The sequence below is a fragment of the Chelatococcus reniformis genome (assembly GCF_014640075.1).
Classification (GTDB): Bacteria; Pseudomonadota; Alphaproteobacteria; order Rhizobiales; family Beijerinckiaceae; genus Camelimonas; species Camelimonas reniformis.
The window spans coordinates 195,226-216,589 of sequence record NZ_BMGG01000001.1 but is presented as its reverse complement, the minus strand read 5'-3'; the positions used below and the strand labels follow the sequence as shown (position 1 = coordinate 216,589).

Sequence of the window (21,364 nt, the reverse complement as noted above, 5' to 3'; positions counted from 1 at the left end):
GAGCCGGCGAGGGGCCGGCTGCGGACACTTCCAGGAGGAACAATGGCTCGGGTAGCGGTGGTCACGGGTGGAACGCGCGGTATCGGCGCAGCCATCTCGAAGGGGCTCAAGGCGGCCGGCTATGAGGTCGCTGCCGTCTACGCGGGCAACGAGGACGCGGCCAAGGCGCTCAAGGCCGACGCCCAGTGCCACACCTACAAGTGGGACGTATCGGATCCCAAGGCCTGCGCCGATGGACTGGCCCAGGTCGCGGCCGACATCGGCCCGGTCGACATCCTCGTCAACAACGCCGGCATCACCAAGGACGGCATGTTTCACCGCATGTCGTTCGAGCAGTGGCAGGCGGTGCTGCGGACCAATCTCGATTCCATGTTCTGCATGACCCGTCCGGTGATCGAGGGCATGCGCGAGCGGGGCTTCGGGCGCATCGTCAACATCTCGTCGATCAATGGCCAGAAGGGCCAGATGGGCCAGGCCAACTACTCCGCCGCCAAGTCGGGAGTGATCGGCTTCACCAAGGCGCTGGCGCAGGAGAATGCCAGCAAGGGCGTCACCGTGAATTGCATCTGCCCCGGCTACATCGACACCGACATGGTGGCGGCCGTGCCGGAGGAGGCGCTGAAGAAGATCATCGCGGCCATCCCGACGGGCCGGCTCGGCAAGGCCGACGAGATCGCCGACCTCGTGGTGTTCCTGGCCTCCGAGCGTGCCGGCTTCTTCACCGGCGCAGTGCACACCATCAACGGTGGCCAGTACATCGCCAACGGCTGAGCACGGCAGCACGCATCGCGGGCGGGCTGGTCTCGGCCCGCCCGCGTCGCATGAGAGCCCGCTGTCTTCAAGCTTTCGGGAGCCTCTCGTTGCGATTGGATGGTCGCCTCCCATGGCGGAATGCTCTGGGTTCCGGCGTAGCACGGGATGGACGTGTCTCTGCCGCCACCGCGACCGCCATGGGCGCCGGCGCCATCCTGCTGTGGTCTCTCCTGGGGCTTTTGACGGCCGCCTCCGGCGCGGTGCCGCCGTTCCAGCTGGCGGCCATGACCTTCCTGGTGGGCGGCCTGGTCGGCGCATGCACCTGGCCGGTCAGGCCGGGGGCGATGAGGAGCCTGCGCCAGGGCTGGCGGGTCTGGGCGCTCGGTGTCGGCGGCCTGTTCGGCTACCACGCGCTCTATTTTGCCGCGCTGCGCCGCGCCCCGCCGGCGGAAGCCGGGCTCGTCAACTATCTCTGGCCCCTGCTCATCGTGCTGTTCGCGGCGGCACTGCCAGGCGAGCGGCTCAAGCCGGCGCATCTTGTCGGGGCGCTCATGGGCTTTGCCGGCGTCTTTGTTCTGATCGCCGGCCGGACATCGCTGACGCTCGCGCCGGAGCACGCCTGGGGTTACGGCTACGCCTTCGTAGGGTCGTTCGTGTGGGCGGGCTATTCCGTGCTGTCGCGGCGCTTCGGCCACGTGCCGAGCGACGTGGTGGGCGGCTTTTGCCTGGTGACCGCGGCGCTGAGCGCCCTATGCCACGCGGCCTTCGAGACGACCGTCTGGCCGCAGACGACGAGCCAATGGCTAGCCGTGCTCGCCCTCGGCCTCGGGCCGGTCGGCGCGGCGTTCTACCTATGGGACACGGGCGTCAAGCGCGGCGACATCCGCTTCCTCGGCGTCGTCTCCTACGCCGCGCCGGTCCTGTCGACGCTGATCCTGGTGGTTGCGGGCTACGCCGAGCCGACGCTCGCGCTGGCCGCAGCCTGCGCGCTCATCGTGGCGGGCGCGCTCGTGGCAACGTGGCGGCGCCGCTGAGGTCCGGCCGCTTGCCGAACGACCCAGGCATCTGAGAGACACGCCTATCCCGGGACTTGGTTCATTGACCCGTCAGATGGCATCGTCCGCTCGGCAAGAGATGCTGCAATCTCGTGATCTGGAGCGCTTCTCTTGCGCTGTGACTCCACCCACTCGAGCGGGACGCGCGCTAGGAGCGTTTTCGAGCGAAGTGGAGGCCGGTTCGCGTGAAGAAAATGCGACAAAACAAACAGATAGAGCATTTCGGCGATACGAAGAAACGCGGAAATACTCTAGCCGGTCGGCCGCGGCGTGGGTCGCCAATCCGGCGGGGCGAGCTCGAAGGCGTCGAAGATGAAGCCGGGCGACACCGTGCAGCCGACCAGCGTCCAGGCGCCGAGGCTCACGGCGGTCTGCCAGCAGTGCGGCCGCACCACGAATTGCGGTCGCTGGCCCGCAGACAGCACCGGCCCGAGGTGATGCGCCGAGGCGTCGTGGCCGTTGGGCGACACCGTCAGCACCAGCGGTGCGCCCGCGTACCAGTGCCAGACCTCGGTCGCGTCGATGCGGTGCCAGGCGGATAGGTCACCGGCACCGAGCAGATAGTAGATGGCGGTGGAGAGGGCCCGGCCGCCGCCGTCGGTACACTCGTCCCGGAACGTCTCGCGATAGAAGCCGCCCTCGGGATGCGGCGTGAGCGCCAGCGCGCGCACGACCTCCTGCTCGCCGAGCCCTTCCATCGGGCCAATGTCGGCCATCGTCCGGCCTCCGCCCGCTCAGAAACTATTCTTCCACTCCCGCAGGGCGGCGAACACCGCCACGGGGTCGCGCCCGTCAAGCTTGACGGAGCGGGCGAGCTCCGGCCGGTCTGCGCGGAGAAACGGATTGGTCGCCTTCTCGTCCTGGAGGCGCGAGGGAATCGTGAGCTGGCCGTCGGCCCGCTGGCCCTCGACGACCGCGGCCCGCAGCTTCAAGGCCTGGTTGTCCGGATCGGCGGCGAGGGCGAACCTCGCGTTGGACAGGGTGTATTCGTGGCCGCAGAAGACCAGCGTGTCGTCGGGCAGGGCGGCGAGCTTCTGCAGCGAGTGCCACATGTCCGCCGGCGTGCCCTCGAGCAGGCGCCCGCAACCCAGAGCGAACAGAGTGTCGCCGGCAAACAAAGCCTTTGCCCCGTCGAAATGAAAGACGATGTGTCCCGCCGTATGGCCAGGCGTGAAAATGACATCGGAGGCGAGCGTGCCGACCATGACGCGGTCGCCTTCGTTCACGAGCAGGTCGGCCTGGGGCACGAACTCGGCCTCGCGGGCCGGCGCCACCACGCGGGCGCCGAAGCGCTCCTTCAGCGGCGCCACGCCGGCGACGTGATCGAGGTGCTTGTGGGTGACGAGGATGTCCGTGAGCTGCCAGCCGGTCTCCTCGAGGGCCGCGAGGATCGGCCCTTCCTCGGGCGCGTCGATGCTGGCGCAGGCGCCGGTCGTCGTGTCGCGCATGAGCACGCCGATGTTGTCCGAAAGGCACGTGAAGACATGGAATTCAGCGGTCATGGGGGCGCTCGCGTTGCCAGGGCGTTCGCCTGATACCTGGACCGCCGGCCCCGGCCCGTCAACACGGTCGCCCGCCTGGGCCTCGCCAGCCCCCGGCTTCGGTCCGCCCCAGATTTAAGGACCTGGAGCATTTCTGTGCAATTGGATGATCTCATCCGGTTGCGAAATGCTCTAGAACTGTCGCGACTTCGATGTGACCGTCAGGCGAGAGCCCATGCAAGGGGAGGCTCTGCGGCGCCGGTCGGGCGGCCAGCCTGGAGCGAGGATCGCGATGCCCGTCGATGTCGTCGACCTGCGCAGCTTCTACAGCAGCCCACTGGGCGGAGTGGCGCGCCAGCTGCTCGCGCGCGCGTTGAGCCGTGCCTGGCCGTCGGCCGCCCATCTGCGCGTACTCGGCCTCGGCTATGCGACGCCCTACCTGCCGCTGTTCGCGGACGGCACGGAGCGGTTGGCGGCCTACATGCCAGCCACGCAAGGCGTGGTGAACTGGCCGTCGTCAGGGCTGTCGGCCTCGGCGCTGGTGGATCCCACCATGCTGCCGCTGGCCGACGCCTCTTACGACCGGGTGCTGCTGGTGCACGCGCTCGAGCACAGCGAGGCGCCGGCCGAGGTGCTGTCGGAGGTCTGGCGCATCCTGACGCCCGGGGGGCGCCTGCTCGCCGTCGTGCCCAACCGTCGTGGCCCGTGGGCCCGCATGGACAGCACGCCCTTCGGTCACGGCCAGCCCTACAGCCGATCGCAGCTGAAGGCGCTGATGCGGCAGACCCTGTTCTCGCCGGAGCTGTGGCTTGATGCGCTTTACGTGCCGCCGTCGGACGCACGGCTGCTGCTGCGCTCGGCGTGGGCGTGGGAGCAGGCGGGAACGCGGCTCGCCTTGCCGTTCGCCGGCGTGCATGTGGTCGAAGCCACCAAGCAGCTCTATCGGCCGATCACCGTGCGAGCCGCCAAGCCTGCGCTACGGCTCCAGCCCGCCCTCCTGCCGTCCGCCGGCGCCACCATGTCGCCCGGCCGTTCGGTGCGGGCCGGACTGGGGCGCGACGCCGACCCATGGAGCCGGCCGCGCCCACAGCGATAGGCTAGCGTGCCGTGCGCTCGGGTGGCACCACTCAAGCGCGGGATCCAGTTGCAGGTGCCCCGGGCGGAACAGCCTGGGTCACCTCAAGGTCTGGCTCCGCGATAGGGAACCACCCAGGCCTTGCCGCGCACGTCGGCCGCGACGACGACCGGCTGGCCGCCGCCCGGGCAGGGCCGCCGCGGCTCGCTCGCCAGGGTAAAGCCGACGCGGACCTTCCGCAGGCCCGGCATGCCGAGGGTATCGGCCGCCGCCGGCCTGAGCCGCTGCCGCTTGGCCCAGGCGATCTGCCGGCCCTCGCAGAAGACCGCGATGAACGTCGTGGTCTTCGGCGCCTCGCGGTCGAGGGCCCAGCCGGCGATGGCGAGGCGCTCGTCCGGCAGCGTCGCGACCTGTTCCACCTCGCCGGCCGGCGCGGCGAAGCCCGCGCCCTTTCGCGCGATGGCCGCGGCCACGGTGGCCGCGTCGGTCACGGGGCCGAGGCCGTCCAGCGCCGCGGCCGCCGCCGCGGTGTCGCGGCTTTCGATGAGATTGACCACGCTGCCGTAGCTGGCGATGACGACGAAGGCGGCGATATAGGCCCCGACGAAGGCTCGCGCTTGCGGCGCGCGCAGGCCGTCGGCCCAGCGCTTGAGTCGGCGGTAGAGGCCGATGTCGAGACGGCCGACGGCGAGGCCGACGGCGACCGCGAGCGCCGAAGCCACCGCCCAGGCCGGCCCGAGCGGCACGACCTCGGGCAGCCAGCGGTAGGCGGCCACGATCACCGGCACGTGCACCAGGTAGATGGCGTAGCTCGCATCGCCGAGCTTCAACATGGCCCGCTGCAGGGCTGCAGGCAGCGTCTCCACCCGCCAGGACAGGGCCGAGGCGATGAGCGCCGCCGAGGTGACGCCGGCGATCACCCGGTTCTCGGCCAGATCGAAATAGCCAGAGACCGCGAGGGCCGCGAGCGGCGCGAGGGCCGCCGGCCAGGGCACGCGCACGTGGCGCATCAGCGTCGGCACCAGCAGGCCGCAGGCGAAGGCGCCATTGGCGGCGTTGAATGGCAGCAGATAGAGCGGCGGCGTCAGCGTGGCCACGTCGGGCCGCGGCAGCAGCCAGAGCGAGGCCACGACGAGGGCGAGCCAGGCGAGCCCGATGGCCGCCAGCGCACGCGCCGCCCCGGCCCAGATGACGAGGAACACGAAGACGTAGAACGTCACCTCGAACAGCAGGGTCCACTCGATGCCGAGCGCATAGCTGGCCGAGCCGATGGGAATGAGCGTGGTGGCCAGCAGGCGCGGCGTGTAGGCGGACCCGATGATGAGCGGCGAGAGGGCGCAGAAGGCGGCCGTGCAGATCAGGTAGATCGGATAGATCCGGGTCAGCCGGTGCAGCAGGAAGCGCTCCGGTCCGCTGCGCAGCGCCAGCTCCGCCATGAGATAGCCGGACAGGGCAAAGAAGATGGCGACCCCGTGCAGCGCCAGCCGGCCGTCGAAAAAGCCTTGCAGATCAGGGCCCTGCCGATGCCCGATGAGATAGTGGCCGGCGTGATAGAAGACCACCATCAGCGCTGCCAGGGCGCGCAGGTACTGAAGCGCGTCGACCTTGCCGAGGCCGGCGGCGGGGAGCCGCGGCGCTTGCGCGTGTTTGCGCGAGGAGGTGGTGAGGGATGAGGCGGGCGAGGGGCGGTCCATCGCCGCGGCAGTTACAGGTGCGGATGGCCCTTTGTCCACGCCGGCCACGCAGCAAAGGGCCCGCCGGAGCCGCAGCCGCTTGACTCGGCTGCCTCCCGCGGCCAGTGCATGAGCGAGCGGCAGCCCCATTTAGGGCGCTTTCCCGATCGATGGATGCCGCATCCCGCGGGCGAAGCCCGTCAACACGGCCCGAACATGCGCAGTTATCTCGATTTCGAAAAACCCGTCGCCGAGCTCGAGGCGAAGATCGACGAACTCCGGACAGTCTCGGAAGGCGGTGTCGCCGTCGAGCTCGACGAGGAGATCGCGCGCCTCGAGGCCCGCGCCGGCAGGGCGCTGAGCGAGGTCTACGCGACACTGACCCCGTGGCAGAAGACCATGGTGGCGCGCCATCCCAGCCGGCCGCACTTCAGCGACTATTGTGCAGAACTGATCACCGAGATGACGCCGCTGGCCGGCGACCGCGTTTTCGGTGAGGACGAGGCGATCGTCGGCGGCTTCGGCCGTTTCCGCGGCGAGTCCGTCTGCATCATCGGCCAGGAGAAGGGGTCGACGACCGAGACGCGTCTGCGCCACAACTTCGGCATGGCGCGGCCGGAGGGCTACCGCAAGGCCGTCCGTCTGATGGAGATGGCCGACCGCTTCGGGCTGCCGGTGATCTGCTTCGTCGACACCGCCGGCGCCTATCCGGGCATCGGCGCGGAAGAGCGCGGGCAGGCCGAGGCGATCGCGCGCTCGACCGATACGTCGCTGGGGCTCGGCGTGCCGAACGTCGCCGTCGTCATCGGCGAGGGCGGCTCGGGCGGTGCCGTGGCCATTGCCGCAGCGAATCGCGTGCTGATGCTTGAGCACGCCATCTACACGGTCGCCTCGCCGGAGGCGTCGGCCTCGATCCTGTGGCGCGATTCCGGGCGCGCCCAGGACGCGGCGACCAACATGAAGATCACGGCGCAGGATCTGCTGCGCTTCGGCATCATCGACGGTATCATCGCCGAGCCGCCGGGCGGTGCCCATCGCGACCCGCAGGCCGCCATATCGTCCGCGGGGCGGGCCATCGCAGCGGCCCTGCAGGAATTCGCCGGCCGGCCGCCCGACGACATCCGCCGGCAACGGGAGACCAAGTTCCTGGCCATCGGCCGCAAATGAAGGCGGGGCAACCGAGCTAGGCATTTCCGTAAGGGGATGATAACTATGGGCGCGGTATCGACTGGCAAATGTTGGCCGAAGGCCCCCATCCTGCGTCGATGGACGTGTCAATGCTGAAGTCGCTCATCCGGTTCGCGCTCATCGCCGCCGCCGCACTTTCGCTGGCGGCGTGCCAGGGGGACGGCCGCCTCGGGAACGCCAAGGCCTACGCGCCGATCCCGATGAAGCTGGTGAAGCAGATGGCCGAGCAGGGCATGACCCCGGCCGCTCCCATCCTCATCCGCTCCTACAAGAAGGAAGCGGAGGTCGAGATCTGGAAGCGTGACAGCAAGGGCGAATACGCCCTGCTGAAGACCTATCCGATCTGCCGCTGGTCCGGACAACTGGGACCGAAGGTGCGCGAGGGCGACCGGCAGGTACCCGAAGGCTTCTACGCCATCACCCCGGCGCAGATGAACCCCAACTCCAGCTTCTACCTGTCGTTCGACGTAGGCTTCCCCAACGCCTTCGACCGTGCCAACGGCCGCAGCGGTTCGTATCTGATGGTGCATGGCGCCTGCTCCTCGCGCGGCTGTTTCTCGATGACCGACGAGCAGATTGCCGAGATCTATGCGGTCGGCCGCGAGGCCTTCGCCGGCGGGCAGCGGTCGTTCCAGTTCCAATCCTATCCCTTCCGGATGACGGCGGAGAACCTCGCCAAGCACCGCAACGACCCCAACATCGCCTTCTGGCGCAACCTGAAGGAAGGCTCCGACGCCTTCGAGGTGACCAAGCAGGAACCGGTGGTCGGCGTCTGCAACAAGCGTTACGTCTTCGATACGCGTCCTGCGGGCGGCGGCCGGCTCGATCCCACTGCCTCGTGCCCGCCGCTCACCGTGGATCCGACGATTGCCAGCGCGGTGAAGCAGAAGGAGCATGAGGACGACCGGAAGGTCGCCGACCTGGTCTCCAAGGGCACGCGGGCGGTCAAGCTCGTCTACGACGACGGCGGCCAGCATCCCTCGTTCCGTGCCACCGCGTATGCGTCGAGCAGTTCGGAAGGCTTGGTCATGGCGCAAGCCTCCAGCACCCCCTCCTTCGGCCAGGTGAGCCGTCCGGAGGCGCTGGCGCGTGGCCCGCAGGAGATCGTGCAGGATGATCCGGTGCCGGGCCGCCGTGCGCCGACCGCTGTTGCCACCGCGCCCGCCAATTCAGAGGCCTTGCCGGATGCGACCGCGTCTTCTGCGAACGCCGCTCGTGCGGTGACATCCCCGGCCGTCGCCAAGGCCCAGGGCGCCGGGGAACCGGTCGACCCGGTGACCCAATTGGCCAAGTCCGAGCGGAAGGAGTCTGCGCTCGAGACCTCCTCGGTCACCAGCCTCGCTCCGCTGACCACGGGCAGCACGACGTCGGCGGCGACCGCTTTCGTCAAGCGGGCCCTGTCTCTGGAGTCCTTGCTGGCCTCAAGGAAGAAGGACGGAGCGGAGACGGCGGCCGCCGCGGAGCCTGCTGGCGCCAGATAGTGGGCGGGGCGTCCCCGCCGTCAGCCCGGCAGCTCGATCTCGTCGCGAGGGAACAAGTGGTCCGTGACGACGATGCCGATCACGAGCAAAGGGATCGCCATGAAGGCGCCCGCGGGTCCCCAAACCCACGCCCAGAAGGCCAGTGACAGGAACACGACGAACGGGTTCAGCGTCAGCCGGCGCCCGACGATGCTCGGCGTGATGATCTGCCCCTCGGCCGCGTGCAGCACGAGAAACACCAGCGCGGGGGAGAGCGACCACAGCAGCGTCTGAAACGTGATGACGCCGACGCCCAGCAGCACGGCTGCCATCAGAATTGGCCCCACGAACGGCAGATAGTTGAGGATGCAGGCGAGCAGCCCCCACAGGGCGGCGTTGGGCACGCCGAGGGCCCAAAGCGCGGCGGCAGTCACCACGCCAAGGGCAACGTTGATGATCGTCACCGTCGCGAGGTAACGCGCGAGTTGATGCTCGATGTCGCGCTGGATGCGCAGCATCGTGAGCCGCGCCTCTCGGGTCATGAAGGCAACGACAAGGCGGCGCTTCAGCTGTGCCCGGCCGGCGACGAAGAACAGCAGGGTGCCGAGGAACAGGAAAAACTGGCTCAGCGCGGGCGTGGCGACGGCGATCACGCTTTCCAGCATCGACGAGCGTCCGACGTCGACGGCGATCGCGCCGCTCGCGGTGCCCATGATCGAGCCCAAGGAGTCCTGAACGGACTTGAGCGCATTAATCGGCTCCCGCAGGGCGGCGAAGCGATCGCGTAGCAGGCCGATGATTTCGGGCGCGCGATCGATCCAGCTCGACAGCGGGGCCGAGAATGCTAAGGCCGCGCCATAGATGAGCAGCAGGAGGGCGCCGACGATGAGAAAGGCACTCGCAAACGGCGGCACCTTGTGCGCCGCGAGGCGCTCGACCAGGAAGCCCACCATGGTGCCGACGAGAATGGCTGCGACGACCGGCACGGCGACCGCCCGCGTGTAGATCAGCGTCGCGCCGATCAGGATCACGAAGATGCCAAGGATGGCGAAGCGCTCGGCATTGCGCCAGACCCGCCTGCCGGCGGGCTCCTGCGGATCGCCGGCAGGCGGGGTCACGCTCGTTCCTGCCGTGCCGACCGCCGCCGCTGGAGCCGGACTCGGACGAGCGGAGGGCGACCGCGAGCGGCGCGATGACATGTGCACGGATCCGCCTCCTGAAAGGTCGACAATCGGCGGTTTCCCCTTAAAGGGAACGGCGTCCGCAATTGCGGGATGGAAACGCCGACCGTCCCAAAGCGTTCCGGCGCAGATCGCGCGCCGCTTGGGCTATTTCGCCGCCCGCCATCTGCTGCTATCGAAGGTCGATCGCCCTTCGGCCGCCGCGGGCGGCCTGGTACACGCCTGCGGTGCAGACGCGGAGATACGACGATGCGTTTGGCGTGCGTTATCGTAGCCGGCTTCGTCGCTGGTGCGGCGGTCGCTGAGCCGGTGGCTGAGCCGTCGGCCGCGCGTCTTCCCGCGTCGATCGCGCCGCTGGACGTTCCGTTGCCGGTTCCGCCGCTGCCGGCGGCCGACGGGCCCTCTGTGCCGGCCCCACCTGCCGACGGCATTGCAGGCCGGATTTCCGCCAGTCACGATGCGGGTCGCCCGCCGCTCCGCGATGCCGACCTCAGCGCCAAGCTTCGCGAGGCTACCATGGCGCAGACGAAGACCCCCGACCGGGTTAGCCCCGCGGTGGGAGCCGGGCCGTCGGCTACGGCAGGGGCGCGTGCGGGGCCGGCGAGCGGCGAGGGCGGTTCGGCGAAGCCTGATGCCGAAGCCAGGGAAGGTGCGGCGCCGAAGCCCGCAGTGGTGCGGCCGGTCACGTCGGCGGACCGGGCGGGGCTGCGCATCAAGGTGCGCACGCAGGCGCTTAAACTGGGGCTGCCGCCGCAGATCGCCGATGCGGTGGCGGAGGTCGAGAGCGGCTACAACTCGTCGGCCATCGGCGGCGCCGGTGAGGTCGGCCTGATGCAGGTGCTGCCGTCGACCGCCCGGATGATGGGTTTTTCTGGCACCGAGGCCGATCTGGCTCAGCCCGAGAACAGTGTGCGCTACGGCGTGACCTATCTTGCCCGCGCCTGGCAGCTGGCGAGCCGCGACATCTGCACGACGGTGATGAAATACCGGGCAGGGCATGGCGAGACGCGCTTCTCGGTGCGCTCGGTGGACTATTGCCGGCGCGTGCGCGCGGTGCTCACGTCACAAGGCTATCCGGTGACCGGCGAACTGCCGGAGGCGACGTTCGGCGAACCGGCGGCGGCGGGCGCCCAGGTCTTCCCGGGCCCGCGGGGGAAGGCGCGGTCGGTCGTGCAGGCGCGCACCAAAGGCGGGCGGAGCGTGGCGGCGGGCCGGCGGCGCAGCCGAATCGACTGGGCCGCTGCCGATCAGCGCATGCGGGCCATCACCAGCAAGGTGTCGGCGGCGACGCTCCTCATCGCCCGTTAGCGCTGAGCCGGCTCTAGAGCGTTTTCGAGCGAAATGGACGCCGGTTCGCGTTAATAAACGCGTCAAATCAAAGAGATAGAGCATTTCGGCAATTCGAAGAAACGCGGATGCACTAGCGCATTGAGCCATTGGATGGGATGGGATCATCCAATGGCGCAGACATGCTAGGCTGCCGGCTGGGCGAGACCCCGTCCATCGCCACGCCAGCTGAAGCGATGATCACGCGATCGGTCCGCTCCAGGCCGGCGCAGCCGCCGGTTGCGTGTCTCGCTGCGATCGGCATGCCGAATCAGCTTTCAAACGGGTTTTGAGCTCGAGCGTTCAGGCAACGCCGACCGCGGCCAAAGCAACTTGGCCGTTGAGCGGTACGGTCAGCCCTGCCGTATGCTGCATTTGCCCGCACGCCTTTGGCTGTGTCTTGCGGGTCACAGATTGGAATAGACCTCCGGTTGAGGGGCAAATTGCCCATTCGGTGAGCAGTCTGCTTAAACATATGAATTGCTAATACGCCTAATTCCCGGATCTTGGCACCATAAGACGGACACGTTCGAGGGCCTGGCATGTTCAAAACAAGACGAATTCTGGGTTGCTTCGCGGCAATCGCCGGCGCGACGCTGCTGGCAGGCAATGTCGCGGCAGCCGACTTGGAGGTGCCTGCGGCCGCGCCGGCGACACCGGACGTTCCTTTCGAGCTCCTCTTCGGCGTGAAGGGAACCACCAACTACATCTTCCGCGGCATCTCGCAGTCGAACAACAAGCCGGTCATCCAAGGCTACGCGGAAGCTCAGTTCTTCAATAACTTCCTGTATGCCGGCTTCTTCTACTCCAAGGTCGATCTGGTCACCAAGCCGTCGTGCGAGTGCGACTTCACGGCCGGTATTCGGCCTAAGTTCGGCCCCCTGACCTTCGACTTCGGCTACATCCTCTACGGTTACCCGAACGAGCGCCGTCTGCTGAGCCCCGATTACACGACCTACACGAACTATCTCACCGGCGCCTCGTTTGACGCACCGATCTATCTGACGCCGAAGAATACGGATTTCGGCGAAGTTCACGCCGCCGTCACCTACAACGCCCACGACACCTATATCCTCGGTGCCGGCGTCTACTACGCCTGGAACTGGCTGGGCACGGGCGCCCCGGGCACGTATGTCAACGCTACCGCCAAGTACAACGTGCCGGAAGGCTTCCTCGGCTTCATGCCGTCCGGCCTCTCCGTCTCGGGCGAACTCGGCTACTACGACCTGGGCTACGTGAACTCGCGGCTGGCGGTCACCTCCTACGGCACACCGCTCAAGCTCAAGAGCTATACGACCTGGAACGTCGGCGCCGCGTATACCTACAAGAATCTGACCCTGGATCTGCGCTACTACGACACCAACCTTAACAAGGGCGATTGCTACCTCAACACCAGCGATCCCCAGGGCACCGCCACTGGCTCCGGACAGTCGAAGTGGTGCGGCGCGGCATTCGTGGCCACTCTCTCGGCCGACTTCACCCTCTCGGGCCTGAAGGACCTGCTGCCGCGATAAGCTGACGTCCGGATGCGCGGGGCGTGCCCCCGCGCGCCCGTCGAGAAGAGCGATCGAGCGGCGACCTTCGGGTCGCCGCTTTTTTTTGTTTGTGTGCGCATGACGGAGCGGTACGGGCTGCGCCGAGACCAGTTGCCGCGACGGGCCGGCACCGAGCCCGACGCATCTCCCTGTCAAAACCCGTCGTTCGACTGGATCGACATGCTCCTGGGGTCGCGTTGGCAATCCCGCGACCGCCCCCGGTCCCCGAAAATCCGGCTATCTCGTGCCCGGTTCCTCGGGGGCGTCACACATGCCGTTGGTGCAGCAACCCGGCCGTCGTCACCCGCTTCCCGAGCGATGCCCGCCGTATCGCGCTGCAGGTCGGAGTTGCCGGGGACAGCCGCGGCGTCGATCCCGCTCCGCCGCCGCCCCGTCAGGCGAGGCGGCCGTGGCAGTGCTTGTACTTCTTGCCCGAGCCGCAGGGGCAGGGGTCGTTGCGGCCGACCTTCCCCCAGCTGGCGGGCTCGCTCGGATCGCGATCCTTCGCCGGCGGACGCTGCAGCGTGGCGAGCTCCTCCGGCATGGCGCCGAGGCCGGCGCTCGCAAAGCTCGGCTGTTCCGCCGCCGCCATTTCGTCAAAGCCCGTCTGCGGATCCAGGTGGTGGCCTATCATGGGCGGCAACTGCTGCTCCGCCGGCGGCTCGAACATCACTTCGACGCGCATGAGCTGGGCAGTGACCTGCTCACGCAGATTGCCGATCAGGCCGTCGAAGAGCTGGAAGGCTTCGGACTTGTACTCGTTCAGGGGGTCGCGCTGGGCATAGCCGCGCCAGCCGATGACCTGACGCAGGTGATCGAGCGTCACCAGGTGCTCGCGCCAGAGATGATCCAGGGTCTGAAGCAGCACCTGCTTCTCGATGTAGGTCATGATCTCGGGCGAGTTCGTCTCGACCCGGGCGGCGTAGGCTCCGTCGGCCGCCTTGCGCAGGCGTTCGCGGATCTCCTCGTCGGCGATGCCCTCTTCCTTGGCCCAATCGCCAACGGGAACGTCGAGGTTGAGCTGGCGCTGCACGTTCTCGGCGAGGCCCGCCACGTCCCATTGCTCCGGATAGGCCTCGGGGGGGATGCCGTCGGCCACGACATCGTCGACAGTGCCGCGGCGCATCTCGTCGATGGTCTCGCGCACGCTCTCCGCCGCCATGAAATCCCGGCGCTGCTCGAACACGACCTTGCGCTGGTCGTTCATGACGTTGTCGTACTTGAGGATGTTCTTGCGCATGTCGAAGTTGCGGGCTTCCACCTTGCCCTGCGCCTTCTCGATCGCCTTGTTGATCCAGGGGTGGACGATGGCCTCGTCCTCCTGGAGGCCGAGCCGTTGCAGCATGCTGTCCATGCGCTCCGAGCCGAAGATGCGCATCAGGTCGTCCTGCAGCGACAGGAAGAATTTGGAGCGGCCGGGGTCGCCCTGGCGGCCGGCGCGGCCGCGCAGCTGGTTGTCGATGCGGCGGCTCTCATGGCGTTCGGTGCCGAGCACGTAGAGGCCCCCGGCGCCGAGCGCCCGCTGCTTCAGCTCGGCCACCTCGGCGCGGATGACGGCGGCCTTGGCGTCGCGCTCATCGCCTTCGGCGATACCCTCCAGCTCCTGGCGGATGCGCATGTCGGCGTTGCCGCCGAGCTGGATGTCAGTACCACGGCCGGCCATGTTGGTGGCGAGGGTGATGGCGCCGGGCACGCCCGCTTGGGCGACGATGAACGCCTCCTGCTCGTGGAAGCGGGCGTTGAGCACGGCGAAGTGCTTGGAGGCCTTGCCCGAGCGGGCCGCAGCGTAGAGCGGCGCCAGCACGTCGGGCTTGCCGAAGTCGATCTGCGTCAGCCCATTCTGCTTGAGGAACTCGGCCAGGTACTCCGACTTCTCGATGGAGGTGGTGCCGACCAGGACTGGCTGGCCCTTCTCCTGTGCCTCGGCGATCTCGCGCGCGATGGCCTTGAACTTCTCCGGGACCGACCGATACACCTCGTCGTCCTCGTCCAGGCGCTTGACCGGGACGTTGGTGGGGATCTCGACCACCTCGAGGTTGTAGATGTCCATGAGTTCGTCGGCCTCGGTGGCAGCCGTGCCGGTCATGCCGGAAAGCTTTGCGTAGAGGCGGAAATAGTTCTGGAAGGTGATCGAGGCGAGGGTCTGGTTCTCCGGCTGGACCTGCACATGCTCCTTGGCCTCGAGCGCCTGGTGCAGCCCCTCCGAATAGCGCCGGCCTGGCATCATGCGGCCGGTGAACTCGTCGATGATCACCACCTCGCCGTTGCGCACGATGTAGTCCTTGTCGCGCGTGAATAGCGTATGCGCCCGCAGGGCCTGGTTGACGTGGTGGACGAGGGTGGCGTTGGCGGCGTCGTAGAGGGAGCCCTCCTCGAGCTGCCCGGCCTGTCGCAACAGCTCCTCGATGTGCTCGTTGCCTGCTTCGGTCAGCGAGACGGTGCGCTGCTTCTCGTCGAGGTCGTAGTCGGCCTTGGTGAGCTGCGGGATGAGGCCGTCGAGCTCGTTGTAGAGATCCGAACGGTCATCCAGCGGGCCGGAGATGATCAGCGGCGTGCGTGCTTCGTCGATCAGGATGGAGTCGACCTCGTCGACGACGGCGTAGGCGTGCCCGCGCTGCACCATCTGCGCGATCTCGTACTTCATGTTGTCGCGCAGATAGTCGAAGCCGAACTCGTTGTTCGTGCCGTAGGTGATGTCGCAGGCGTAGGCGGCCCGGCGCTCGTCGTCGTCGAGCCCGTGCACGATGACGCCGACATTGAGCCCCAGGAAGCCGTAGACGCGGCCCATCCATTCGGAGTCGCGGCGCGCCAGATAGTCGTTCACGGTGACGTTGTGCACGCCCTTGCTGGCGAGCGCGTTGAGATAGGTCGGCAGCGTGGCGACCAGGGTCTTGCCCTCGCCGGTCTTCATCTCGGCGATGGCGCCCTCGTGCAGCACCATGCCGCCGATCAGCTGCACGTCGAAATGGCGCTGGCCCAGCACGCGCTTCGCCGCCTCGCGCACGGTGGCGAAGGCGGGCTCGAGGATGTCGTCGAGCGTCTTGCCGGCGGCGAGTTCGGCACGGAAGGCCTCGGTGCGTGCCCGCAGCTCATCGTCGCTCAGGGCAGCGAGCTCCGCCTCGAGGCTGTTGATCCGCTGCACGCGAGGCGCGTACGACTTGAGCCGTCGGTCGTTGACCGAGCCGAAGATTTTTTTCGCGAGAGCGCCGAACATGAAGGGCCTTTCGGACGGGTCCGGGAGCGCGCGCCTCCGCGAGAAGGCGGCTCGGCGGCGCCGAACCCGGTAAACCTGCTGTTCCGGACTTGATGCCCGCTCCGGTCCGGTCCGGGGTAGGCGTCGAGCCGGCAATAGCCTCCGCCGCTGGAGCATGTCCCGATCAGATGGTTTCACCTGATCTGAACGCGCTCCAGCGACCGGAAGCACGGACGGAGCCGCGCGCACGCACACCGCCCCAGACCCGCCAAATGGGTCGAGAACGTCCTTCTGTCAACGATTTCCGGCGCTATTGAGGCCCGCGACACCCACAGCTGTCGCCGCCGCCCCGGACGCCTTCGGCCGCAGCCGTGGCGACGTTCCGCTCAGGCCGTCGGCAGCGGCTTCAGGCCGGCCTCGATCTCGGCCCGCCGCCCTTCCAGGAACGGCGGCAGCGCGAGCCGCTCACCCAGCCTGTCCGCCGGTTCGTCGGTGGCGAAGCCCGGCCCATCGGTGGCGATCTCGAACAGAATGCCGTTCGGTTCGCGGAAATAGAGGCTGCGGAAGTAGAAGCGGTCCACCTCGCCGCTGTTAGGCACGCGCAGCGCGTCCAGGCGTTGTGTCCAGGCGTGGTATTGGGCGGGGTCCGGCGTGCGGAACGCCACGTGATGCACGGCGCCGGCACCCTGCACGCTGCGTTCCAGCTCTGGGCGCTCCACCGCGTGGAGCTCGGCCGCCGGGCCACCGACGCCCATCTCGTAGACCCGCACCTCGCCGAGCGCCGGGTCGGCGTAGCTGCGGGTCATGCGCATGTCCATGACCTTGGTCAGGACGGCATCGAGCTTGTCCAGCCCGGTCACGCAGAGTGTCACCGGGCCCAGCCCGCGGATCTGATAGGGGCGCGGCACCGGGCTACGATCCCAGGGGTGTGCGTCGCCCGCGCCGCCGTCATCGATCAGCGCCAGCCGCTGGCCTTCCGGATCCTCGAAGTCCAGCGTGGGCCGCCCGTCGCGGACCGTCACGACACCGTGCGTGACACCGAGCTCGTTGAACCGGCGCTGCCAATAGGCGAGCGCCTCGGCGCTGCCCACACGCAGGGCGGTGCGCACGACGCTGTCGCCGCCGCGCTGCTCCTGCGGCACCGGCCATTCGAAGAAGGTGAGGTCGCTGCCGGGCGACGCTGCCTCATCGGCATAGAACAGGTGATATCCGCTGACGTCGTCCTGATTGACCGTCCGCTTGACCAGGCGCATGCCGAGCACGCCGGTGTAGAAGGCGTGATTGCCGGCCGCATCGGCGGAGACGGCGGTGACGTGGTGGAGGCCGGTGAGCTGCATGTGCGTTGCCCTTTCATGCGTGGGGGCTCTGGCGCACAGTTAGGCAGGCGGTCCTGGCCGGAGAAGCGGTCGCCGCGCCTGATGCCCTTTGCACCTGTGCAAGGTTTGCACGAAGCCGGCGAGACCCGGGGTGCCGGGTGCGCCGCGATCAGGGCTCCAGCTCGGTGTCCCAGTAGAGGTAGTCCATCCAGCTCTCGTGCAGATAATTCGGCGGGAAATGGCGGCCGTTCTGGTGCAGGTCGTGCACGCTGGGCTGGTAGGGCATGGCGGCGGGCAGCATGCCGATCTCCCTGGGCAGAAAGTCGCTCTTGCGCAGATTGCAGCATGAGCAGGCGGTGACCACGTTGTCCCATGTGGTCTGGCCGCCCTTGGAGCGCGGGATCAGGTGATCGAAAGTCAGGTCCTCGCGGTTGCCGCAATACTGGCAGGTGAAGCGGTCGCGCAGGAACACGTTGAAGCGGGTGAACGCCGGTTGCCGCGACGGCTTGACGTAGGTCTTGAGCGAGACGACCGACGGCAGCCGCATCTCGAAGCTCGGGCTTCTGACCAGCGTGTCGTAGTAGGAGATGATGTTCACGCGATCGAGGAAGACGGCCTTGATCGCATCCTGCCAGCCCCACAGCGAGAGCGGGTAATAGCTCAACGGCCGGTAGTCCGCATTGAGCACCAGGGCGGGGCACGCCTCCGGTGACGCGGGAAGGGGCACGTGGACCGTCACTCAGCCACCTCCAGTCGCAGGAGCAGAGTCCGATCCGCAGCGAATCGCAGTCCGCTCGCTAACTGCTGTGTTCGAGCATGACCCGAGCCACACGTGAGGCCGTTCGCGGGACGTGCCCGTGGAGCGCTTCCTGACCGATGGAATCGGACCTGAAATGCTCCGGCTGACGCGACGACGGTCGCTCCAGCGGCCGCACAAGAGGCGCGAATCTGTTGCGCGTCAATAGACTACACAGGGTGTGACGGCGTTGTGAACCTCGTGCGCCCATCTGGTGGCGGGGATGAGACGCCTGCGGCGCAAGGCTTCGCAGTGCGGCGCCGGGCGCGACGCTCAGCGCGTGGGCAGCGGCTTTTCGCCGCGATAATCATAAAAGCCACGCCGCGTCTTGCGGCCAAGCCAGCCGGCCTCGACGTATTTCACCAGCAGCGGGCAAGGCCGGTACTTGGAGTCGGCGAGCCCTTCATGCAGCACCTGCATGACCGAGAGGCAGACGTCGAGTCCGATGAAATCGGCGAGCTGCAAGGGGCCCATGGGGTGGTTGGCCCCGAGGCGCATGGCGTTGTCGATGGAATCGACCGAGCCTACCCCCTCGTACAGGGTGTAGATGGCCTCGTTGATCATCGGCAGCAGGATGCGGTTGACGATGAAGGCCGGGAAATCCTCGGCCACCGTGATGGTTTTGTTGAGCCGGCGGATGAAGGTCTTGGCGACCTCGAAGGTGGCATCCTCCGTCGCGATGCCACGGATCAGCTCGACCAGCTGCATCATCGGCACGGGGTTCATGAAATGCATGCCGATGAAGCGCTCGGGCCGGTCGGTCGAGGCGGCGAGGCGCGTGATCGAGATGGACGACGTGTTCGACCCGACTATGGTGTCGCTGCGCAGCACCGGGCAGAGAGCCGCGAAGATCTTGCGCTTGACGTCCTCGTTCTCGGTCGCCGCCTCGATGACGAGGTCGCAATCGTCGAAATCGGCATAGTCGTAGCTGGGGGCGATGAGGTCGAGTGCGGCGCGCCGCTCCTCGTCCTTCAGTTGGCCACGCGCCACCTGTCGCGCCAGATTGCCATTGATCGTCGCCAGCGCCGAGTTGACGCGATCCTCGGTCAGGTCGTTGAGGCGCACACCGAAGCCCGAGACGGCGCAGACGTGGGCGATGCCGTTGCCCATCTGACCGGCGCCGATGATGCCGACTTTCCTAATTTCGCTCGCCATTGCTTCGCCATCCGGGCCGTTGCCGTCGCCGCAGCCCCTCGATGGGAGAGCTCGGCGCCATTGCCGCACTGCGTGCCAGCTCGCCTAACGTACCGGTCACCCCGGGGATTTGATAGCCGCCCCCGCATGCCGATGCGTTCATTCTGCCGTGACCGGCGGTCGTTCCCGAAGCTCCCACCGCCGAGCCGACGCTATGTCTCGACGCAGCAACAGGTTGACACAACGGGTCACAGACGATCCCAGGCGGGCCGTCGCCGGCCCGCCTGGGATGATCCTACTTGTCCAGCGCCGCCGCCAGCTCCGGCAGGATGGTGAACAGGTCGCCCACCAGGCCGTAGTCGGCGATCTGGAAGATCGGCGCCTCCTCATCCTTGTTGATGGCGACGATGACCTTGCTGTCCTTCATGCCAGCCAAATGCTGGATGGCGCCGGAGATGCCGACCGCGATGTAGAGCTGCGGGGCCACCACCTTGCCGGTCTGGCCGACCTGCCAGTCGTTGGGCGCGAAGCCCGCATCGACTGCGGCGCGCGAGGCGCCCATGGCCGCGCCGAGCTTGTCGGCGACCGGCTCGATGTATTTGGTGAAGTTCTCCGAGGAGGCCAACGCCCGGCCACCCGAGATGATGATCTTGGCGGAGGCGAGCTCGGGCCGGTCGGACTTCGACAGTTCCTCGCCCTTGAACACGGAGAGGCCCGGATCGGCTGCTGCGGTGACGTCCTCGATCGGCGCCGAGCCGCCCTGGCCGGCCCCCTGGAAGGCCGAGGTGCGCACCGTGAGCACCTTCTTGCCGTCGCCAGACTGCACCGTCTGGATGGCATTGCCGGCGTAGATCGGCCGCTCGAACGTGTCGGGGGAATCGACCTTGGTGACCTCGGAGATCTGCATGACGTCGAGCAGCGCGGCGACACGGGGCGTCACGTTCTTGCCGGTCGACGTCGCCGGGGCGACGATCGCGTCGTAGGAGCCGGCGAGCGAGACGATCAGGGCTGCCAGCGGCTCGGCCAGGCCGTGCTCGTACGCCGCGTTCTCGGCGAGGAGCACCTTGTCGACGCCGTCGAGCTTGGCGGCCGCTTCGGCGGCCGCACGGGCGCCCGCGCCGGCGACCAGGACATGCACAGGGCCGCCCAGCGCCTTGGCGGCCGTCAGCGCCTTGCCGGTGGCGTCGTTCAGCGCCGATCCGCTGTGTTCGGCGAGCAGTAGGGTCGTCATGTCAGATAACTCCTGCCTCGTTGCGCAGCTTCTGCACAAGCTCCTCCACCGAGGCGACCTTGACGCCGCCCTGCCGCTTGGGCGGCTCGACGGTCTTCAGCACCTTGAGGCGCGCTGCGACGTCGACGCCCAGGGTCTCGGGCGTGGTCTCGTCGAGCGGCTTCTTCTTGGCCTTCATGATGTTGGGGAGCGAGGCGTAGCGCGGCTCGTTGAGGCGCAGGTCGGTGGTGACGATGGCCGGCAGTTTCAGCGAGACGCTCTGCAGGCCGCCGTCCACTTCGCGCGTCACGGCCAGGTTGTCGCCATCGACCTCGATCTTGGACGCGAAGGTGCCCTGGGACCAGCCGAGCAGCGCCGCCAGCATCTGGCCGGTCTGGTTGCTGTCGTCATCGATCGCCTGCTTGCCGAGGATGACCAGGGACGGGGACTCGTTGGCCACGACCTTCGCCAGGAGCTTGGCCACACCGAGCGGCTCGACTGCGCCGTCGGTTTTCACCAGGATGCCGCGGTCGGCGCCCATGGCGAGCGCGGTGCGGATAGTCTCGGCGCACTGCGCCGGCCCGATCGAGACGGCGACGATCTCGGTCGCCTTGCCCTTCTCCTTCAGCCGGATCGCCTCCTCGACGGCAATCTCGTCGAAGGGATTCATCGACATCTTCACGTTCGCGAGCTCGACGCCGGAACCGTCCTGTTTCACACGGATCTTGACGTTGTAGTCGACGACCCGCTTCACGGGCACGAGTATCTTCATACGGGCATCCCTTCGCGCATAGACAGTGCAAGAGCCGGCCGCTCATCCGCCGCATGTCGCCCGAGAGCCGTGCAGCCGAGAGGTCGGCTGTACGTTCGCTCGTCTCCCGCGACGCCGCGCCCGTTCAGGCGCCCCTCGCCTGGATCACGCTCCGTCACATCGAAAGGATGATGAGAGCCCGTCTCTTGAAGGGCCGGAACCTAGCGCGCCGACGCG

17 protein-coding genes are annotated in these 21,364 nt (G+C 67.8%); 7 read left to right on the top strand and 10 right to left on the bottom strand.

The features are described from left to right. Positions 1 to 42: 42 nt before the first annotated feature. Together phbB and yddG are read left to right on the top strand one after the other, a co-directional pair. Positions 43 to 771 carry an acetoacetyl-CoA reductase gene (phbB, locus tag IEW34_RS00960; protein ID WP_188607264.1) on the top strand — a complete coding sequence of 243 codons (729 nt, stop codon included), beginning with the start codon at positions 43 to 45 and terminating at the stop codon, positions 769 to 771. Between the two features lie 125 nt (positions 772 to 896). Further along, positions 897 to 1,787 carry an aromatic amino acid exporter YddG gene (gene yddG, locus IEW34_RS00955; RefSeq protein WP_444542156.1) on the top strand — a complete coding sequence of 297 codons (891 nt, stop codon included), beginning with the start codon at positions 897 to 899 and terminating at the stop codon, positions 1,785 to 1,787. A 272-nt stretch (positions 1,788 to 2,059) separates the two neighbouring features. Here the strand turns inward: yddG and IEW34_RS00950 are convergent, their stop codons facing one another. Both IEW34_RS00950 and gloB read right to left on the bottom strand, forming a co-directional pair. Beyond that, positions 2,060 to 2,524 (bottom strand): cupin domain-containing protein, encoded by a 465-nt coding sequence (locus IEW34_RS00950; RefSeq protein ID WP_244641665.1) that lies wholly within the window; start codon positions 2,522 to 2,524, stop codon positions 2,060 to 2,062. Between the two features lie 18 nt (positions 2,525 to 2,542). Beyond that, positions 2,543 to 3,310: a hydroxyacylglutathione hydrolase gene (gene gloB / locus IEW34_RS00945; RefSeq protein ID WP_188607262.1), complete on the bottom strand. Its 768-nt coding sequence runs from the start codon at positions 3,308 to 3,310 to the stop codon at positions 2,543 to 2,545. 271 nt (positions 3,311 to 3,581) lie between these two features. On the opposite strand from gloB, the gene IEW34_RS00940 reads away from it, so the two are divergent. Then, positions 3,582 to 4,385, top strand: a complete 804-nt coding sequence (locus tag IEW34_RS00940) for a class I SAM-dependent methyltransferase (protein ID WP_188607261.1) — start codon at positions 3,582 to 3,584, stop codon at positions 4,383 to 4,385. 83 nt (positions 4,386 to 4,468) lie between these two features. On the opposite strand, the gene IEW34_RS00935 is transcribed toward IEW34_RS00940, so the two are convergent. After that, positions 4,469 to 6,058 (bottom strand): acyltransferase family protein, encoded by a 1,590-nt coding sequence (locus tag IEW34_RS00935; RefSeq protein ID WP_188607260.1) that lies wholly within the window; start codon positions 6,056 to 6,058, stop codon positions 4,469 to 4,471. A gap of 195 nt (positions 6,059 to 6,253) precedes the next feature. Between IEW34_RS00935 and IEW34_RS00930 the strand changes: the two genes are divergently transcribed. Together IEW34_RS00930 and IEW34_RS00925 are read left to right on the top strand one after the other, a co-directional pair. Continuing rightward, positions 6,254 to 7,204, top strand: coding sequence for an acetyl-CoA carboxylase carboxyltransferase subunit alpha (locus IEW34_RS00930; RefSeq protein WP_188607259.1), 951 nt, complete (start codon positions 6,254 to 6,256; stop codon positions 7,202 to 7,204). Between the two features lie 110 nt (positions 7,205 to 7,314). Continuing rightward, positions 7,315 to 8,706 (top strand): L,D-transpeptidase family protein, encoded by a 1,392-nt coding sequence (locus IEW34_RS00925; RefSeq protein WP_188607258.1) that lies wholly within the window; start codon positions 7,315 to 7,317, stop codon positions 8,704 to 8,706. 20 nt (positions 8,707 to 8,726) lie between these two features. Here IEW34_RS00925 and IEW34_RS00920 read toward each other — a convergent pair whose 3' ends face one another. After that, entirely contained in the window at positions 8,727 to 9,803 is a 1,077-nt protein-coding gene (locus IEW34_RS00920) for an AI-2E family transporter (RefSeq protein WP_188607257.1), read from the bottom strand. A 579-nt stretch (positions 9,804 to 10,382) separates the two neighbouring features. Here IEW34_RS00920 and IEW34_RS30875 point away from each other — a divergent pair. Together IEW34_RS30875 and IEW34_RS00910 are read left to right on the top strand one after the other, a co-directional pair. Next, entirely contained in the window at positions 10,383 to 11,174 is a 792-nt protein-coding gene (locus IEW34_RS30875) for a lytic transglycosylase domain-containing protein (protein WP_188607256.1), read from the top strand. A 560-nt stretch (positions 11,175 to 11,734) separates the two neighbouring features. Then, on the top strand, positions 11,735 to 12,706 hold the full coding sequence (locus tag IEW34_RS00910) for a TorF family putative porin (protein ID WP_188607255.1): 972 nt from the start codon (positions 11,735 to 11,737) through the stop codon (positions 12,704 to 12,706). A gap of 415 nt (positions 12,707 to 13,121) precedes the next feature. Here the strand turns inward: IEW34_RS00910 and secA are convergent, their stop codons facing one another. The 6 genes from secA to IEW34_RS00880 form a co-directional block, all read right to left on the bottom strand. Beyond that, the gene (secA, locus tag IEW34_RS00905) at positions 13,122 to 15,941 is read right to left on the bottom strand and encodes a preprotein translocase subunit SecA (RefSeq protein WP_188607254.1); all 2,820 of its coding nucleotides are present in this window, start codon (positions 15,939 to 15,941) and stop codon (positions 13,122 to 13,124) included. A gap of 365 nt (positions 15,942 to 16,306) precedes the next feature. Further along, a complete protein-coding gene (locus IEW34_RS00900; protein ID WP_188607253.1) occupies positions 16,307 to 17,257 on the bottom strand; it encodes a ring-cleaving dioxygenase in 951 nt (316 codons plus the stop codon). 148 nt (positions 17,258 to 17,405) lie between these two features. Next, positions 17,406 to 17,975: an HNH endonuclease gene (locus tag IEW34_RS00895; protein WP_188607252.1), complete on the bottom strand. Its 570-nt coding sequence runs from the start codon at positions 17,973 to 17,975 to the stop codon at positions 17,406 to 17,408. A 330-nt stretch (positions 17,976 to 18,305) separates the two neighbouring features. Next, positions 18,306 to 19,187: a 3-hydroxybutyryl-CoA dehydrogenase gene (locus IEW34_RS00890; protein WP_188607251.1), complete on the bottom strand. Its 882-nt coding sequence runs from the start codon at positions 19,185 to 19,187 to the stop codon at positions 18,306 to 18,308. Positions 19,188 to 19,461: 274 nt separating this feature from the next. Continuing rightward, positions 19,462 to 20,397, bottom strand: a complete 936-nt coding sequence (locus IEW34_RS00885) for an electron transfer flavoprotein subunit alpha/FixB family protein (RefSeq protein ID WP_188607250.1) — start codon at positions 20,395 to 20,397, stop codon at positions 19,462 to 19,464. A gap of 1 nt (position 20,398) precedes the next feature. Beyond that, the gene (locus tag IEW34_RS00880) at positions 20,399 to 21,148 is read right to left on the bottom strand and encodes an electron transfer flavoprotein subunit beta/FixA family protein (protein WP_188607249.1); all 750 of its coding nucleotides are present in this window, start codon (positions 21,146 to 21,148) and stop codon (positions 20,399 to 20,401) included. Between the last annotated feature and the right edge of the window lie 216 nt (positions 21,149 to 21,364).

What these genes read in the sequence shown, in the direction of transcription:
- IEW34_RS30875 (WP_188607256.1), top strand. Translation starts at nt 10,383, where the DNA reads ATGGCGCAGACGAAGACCCCCGACCGGGTTAGCCCCGCGGTGGGAGCC.
- IEW34_RS00910 (WP_188607255.1), top strand. Translation starts at nt 11,735, where the DNA reads ATGTTCAAAACAAGACGAATTCTGGGTTGCTTCGCGGCAATCGCCGGC.
- secA (WP_188607254.1), bottom strand. Translation starts at nt 15,941, where the DNA reads ATGTTCGGCGCTCTCGCGAAAAAAATCTTCGGCTCGGTCAACGACCGA.
- phbB (WP_188607264.1), top strand. Translation starts at nt 43, where the DNA reads ATGGCTCGGGTAGCGGTGGTCACGGGTGGAACGCGCGGTATCGGCGCA.
- IEW34_RS00930 (WP_188607259.1), top strand. Translation starts at nt 6,254, where the DNA reads ATGCGCAGTTATCTCGATTTCGAAAAACCCGTCGCCGAGCTCGAGGCG.
- IEW34_RS00880 (WP_188607249.1), bottom strand. Translation starts at nt 21,148, where the DNA reads ATGAAGATACTCGTGCCCGTGAAGCGGGTCGTCGACTACAACGTCAAG.
- IEW34_RS00900 (WP_188607253.1), bottom strand. Translation starts at nt 17,257, where the DNA reads ATGCAGCTCACCGGCCTCCACCACGTCACCGCCGTCTCCGCCGATGCG.
- IEW34_RS00950 (WP_244641665.1), bottom strand. Translation starts at nt 2,524, where the DNA reads ATGGCCGACATTGGCCCGATGGAAGGGCTCGGCGAGCAGGAGGTCGTG.
- IEW34_RS00940 (WP_188607261.1), top strand. Translation starts at nt 3,582, where the DNA reads ATGCCCGTCGATGTCGTCGACCTGCGCAGCTTCTACAGCAGCCCACTG.
- IEW34_RS00890 (WP_188607251.1), bottom strand. Translation starts at nt 19,187, where the DNA reads ATGGCGAGCGAAATTAGGAAAGTCGGCATCATCGGCGCCGGTCAGATG.
- gloB (WP_188607262.1), bottom strand. Translation starts at nt 3,310, where the DNA reads ATGACCGCTGAATTCCATGTCTTCACGTGCCTTTCGGACAACATCGGC.
- IEW34_RS00925 (WP_188607258.1), top strand. Translation starts at nt 7,315, where the DNA reads ATGCTGAAGTCGCTCATCCGGTTCGCGCTCATCGCCGCCGCCGCACTT.
- IEW34_RS00935 (WP_188607260.1), bottom strand. Translation starts at nt 6,058, where the DNA reads ATGGACCGCCCCTCGCCCGCCTCATCCCTCACCACCTCCTCGCGCAAA.
- IEW34_RS00885 (WP_188607250.1), bottom strand. Translation starts at nt 20,397, where the DNA reads ATGACGACCCTACTGCTCGCCGAACACAGCGGATCGGCGCTGAACGAC.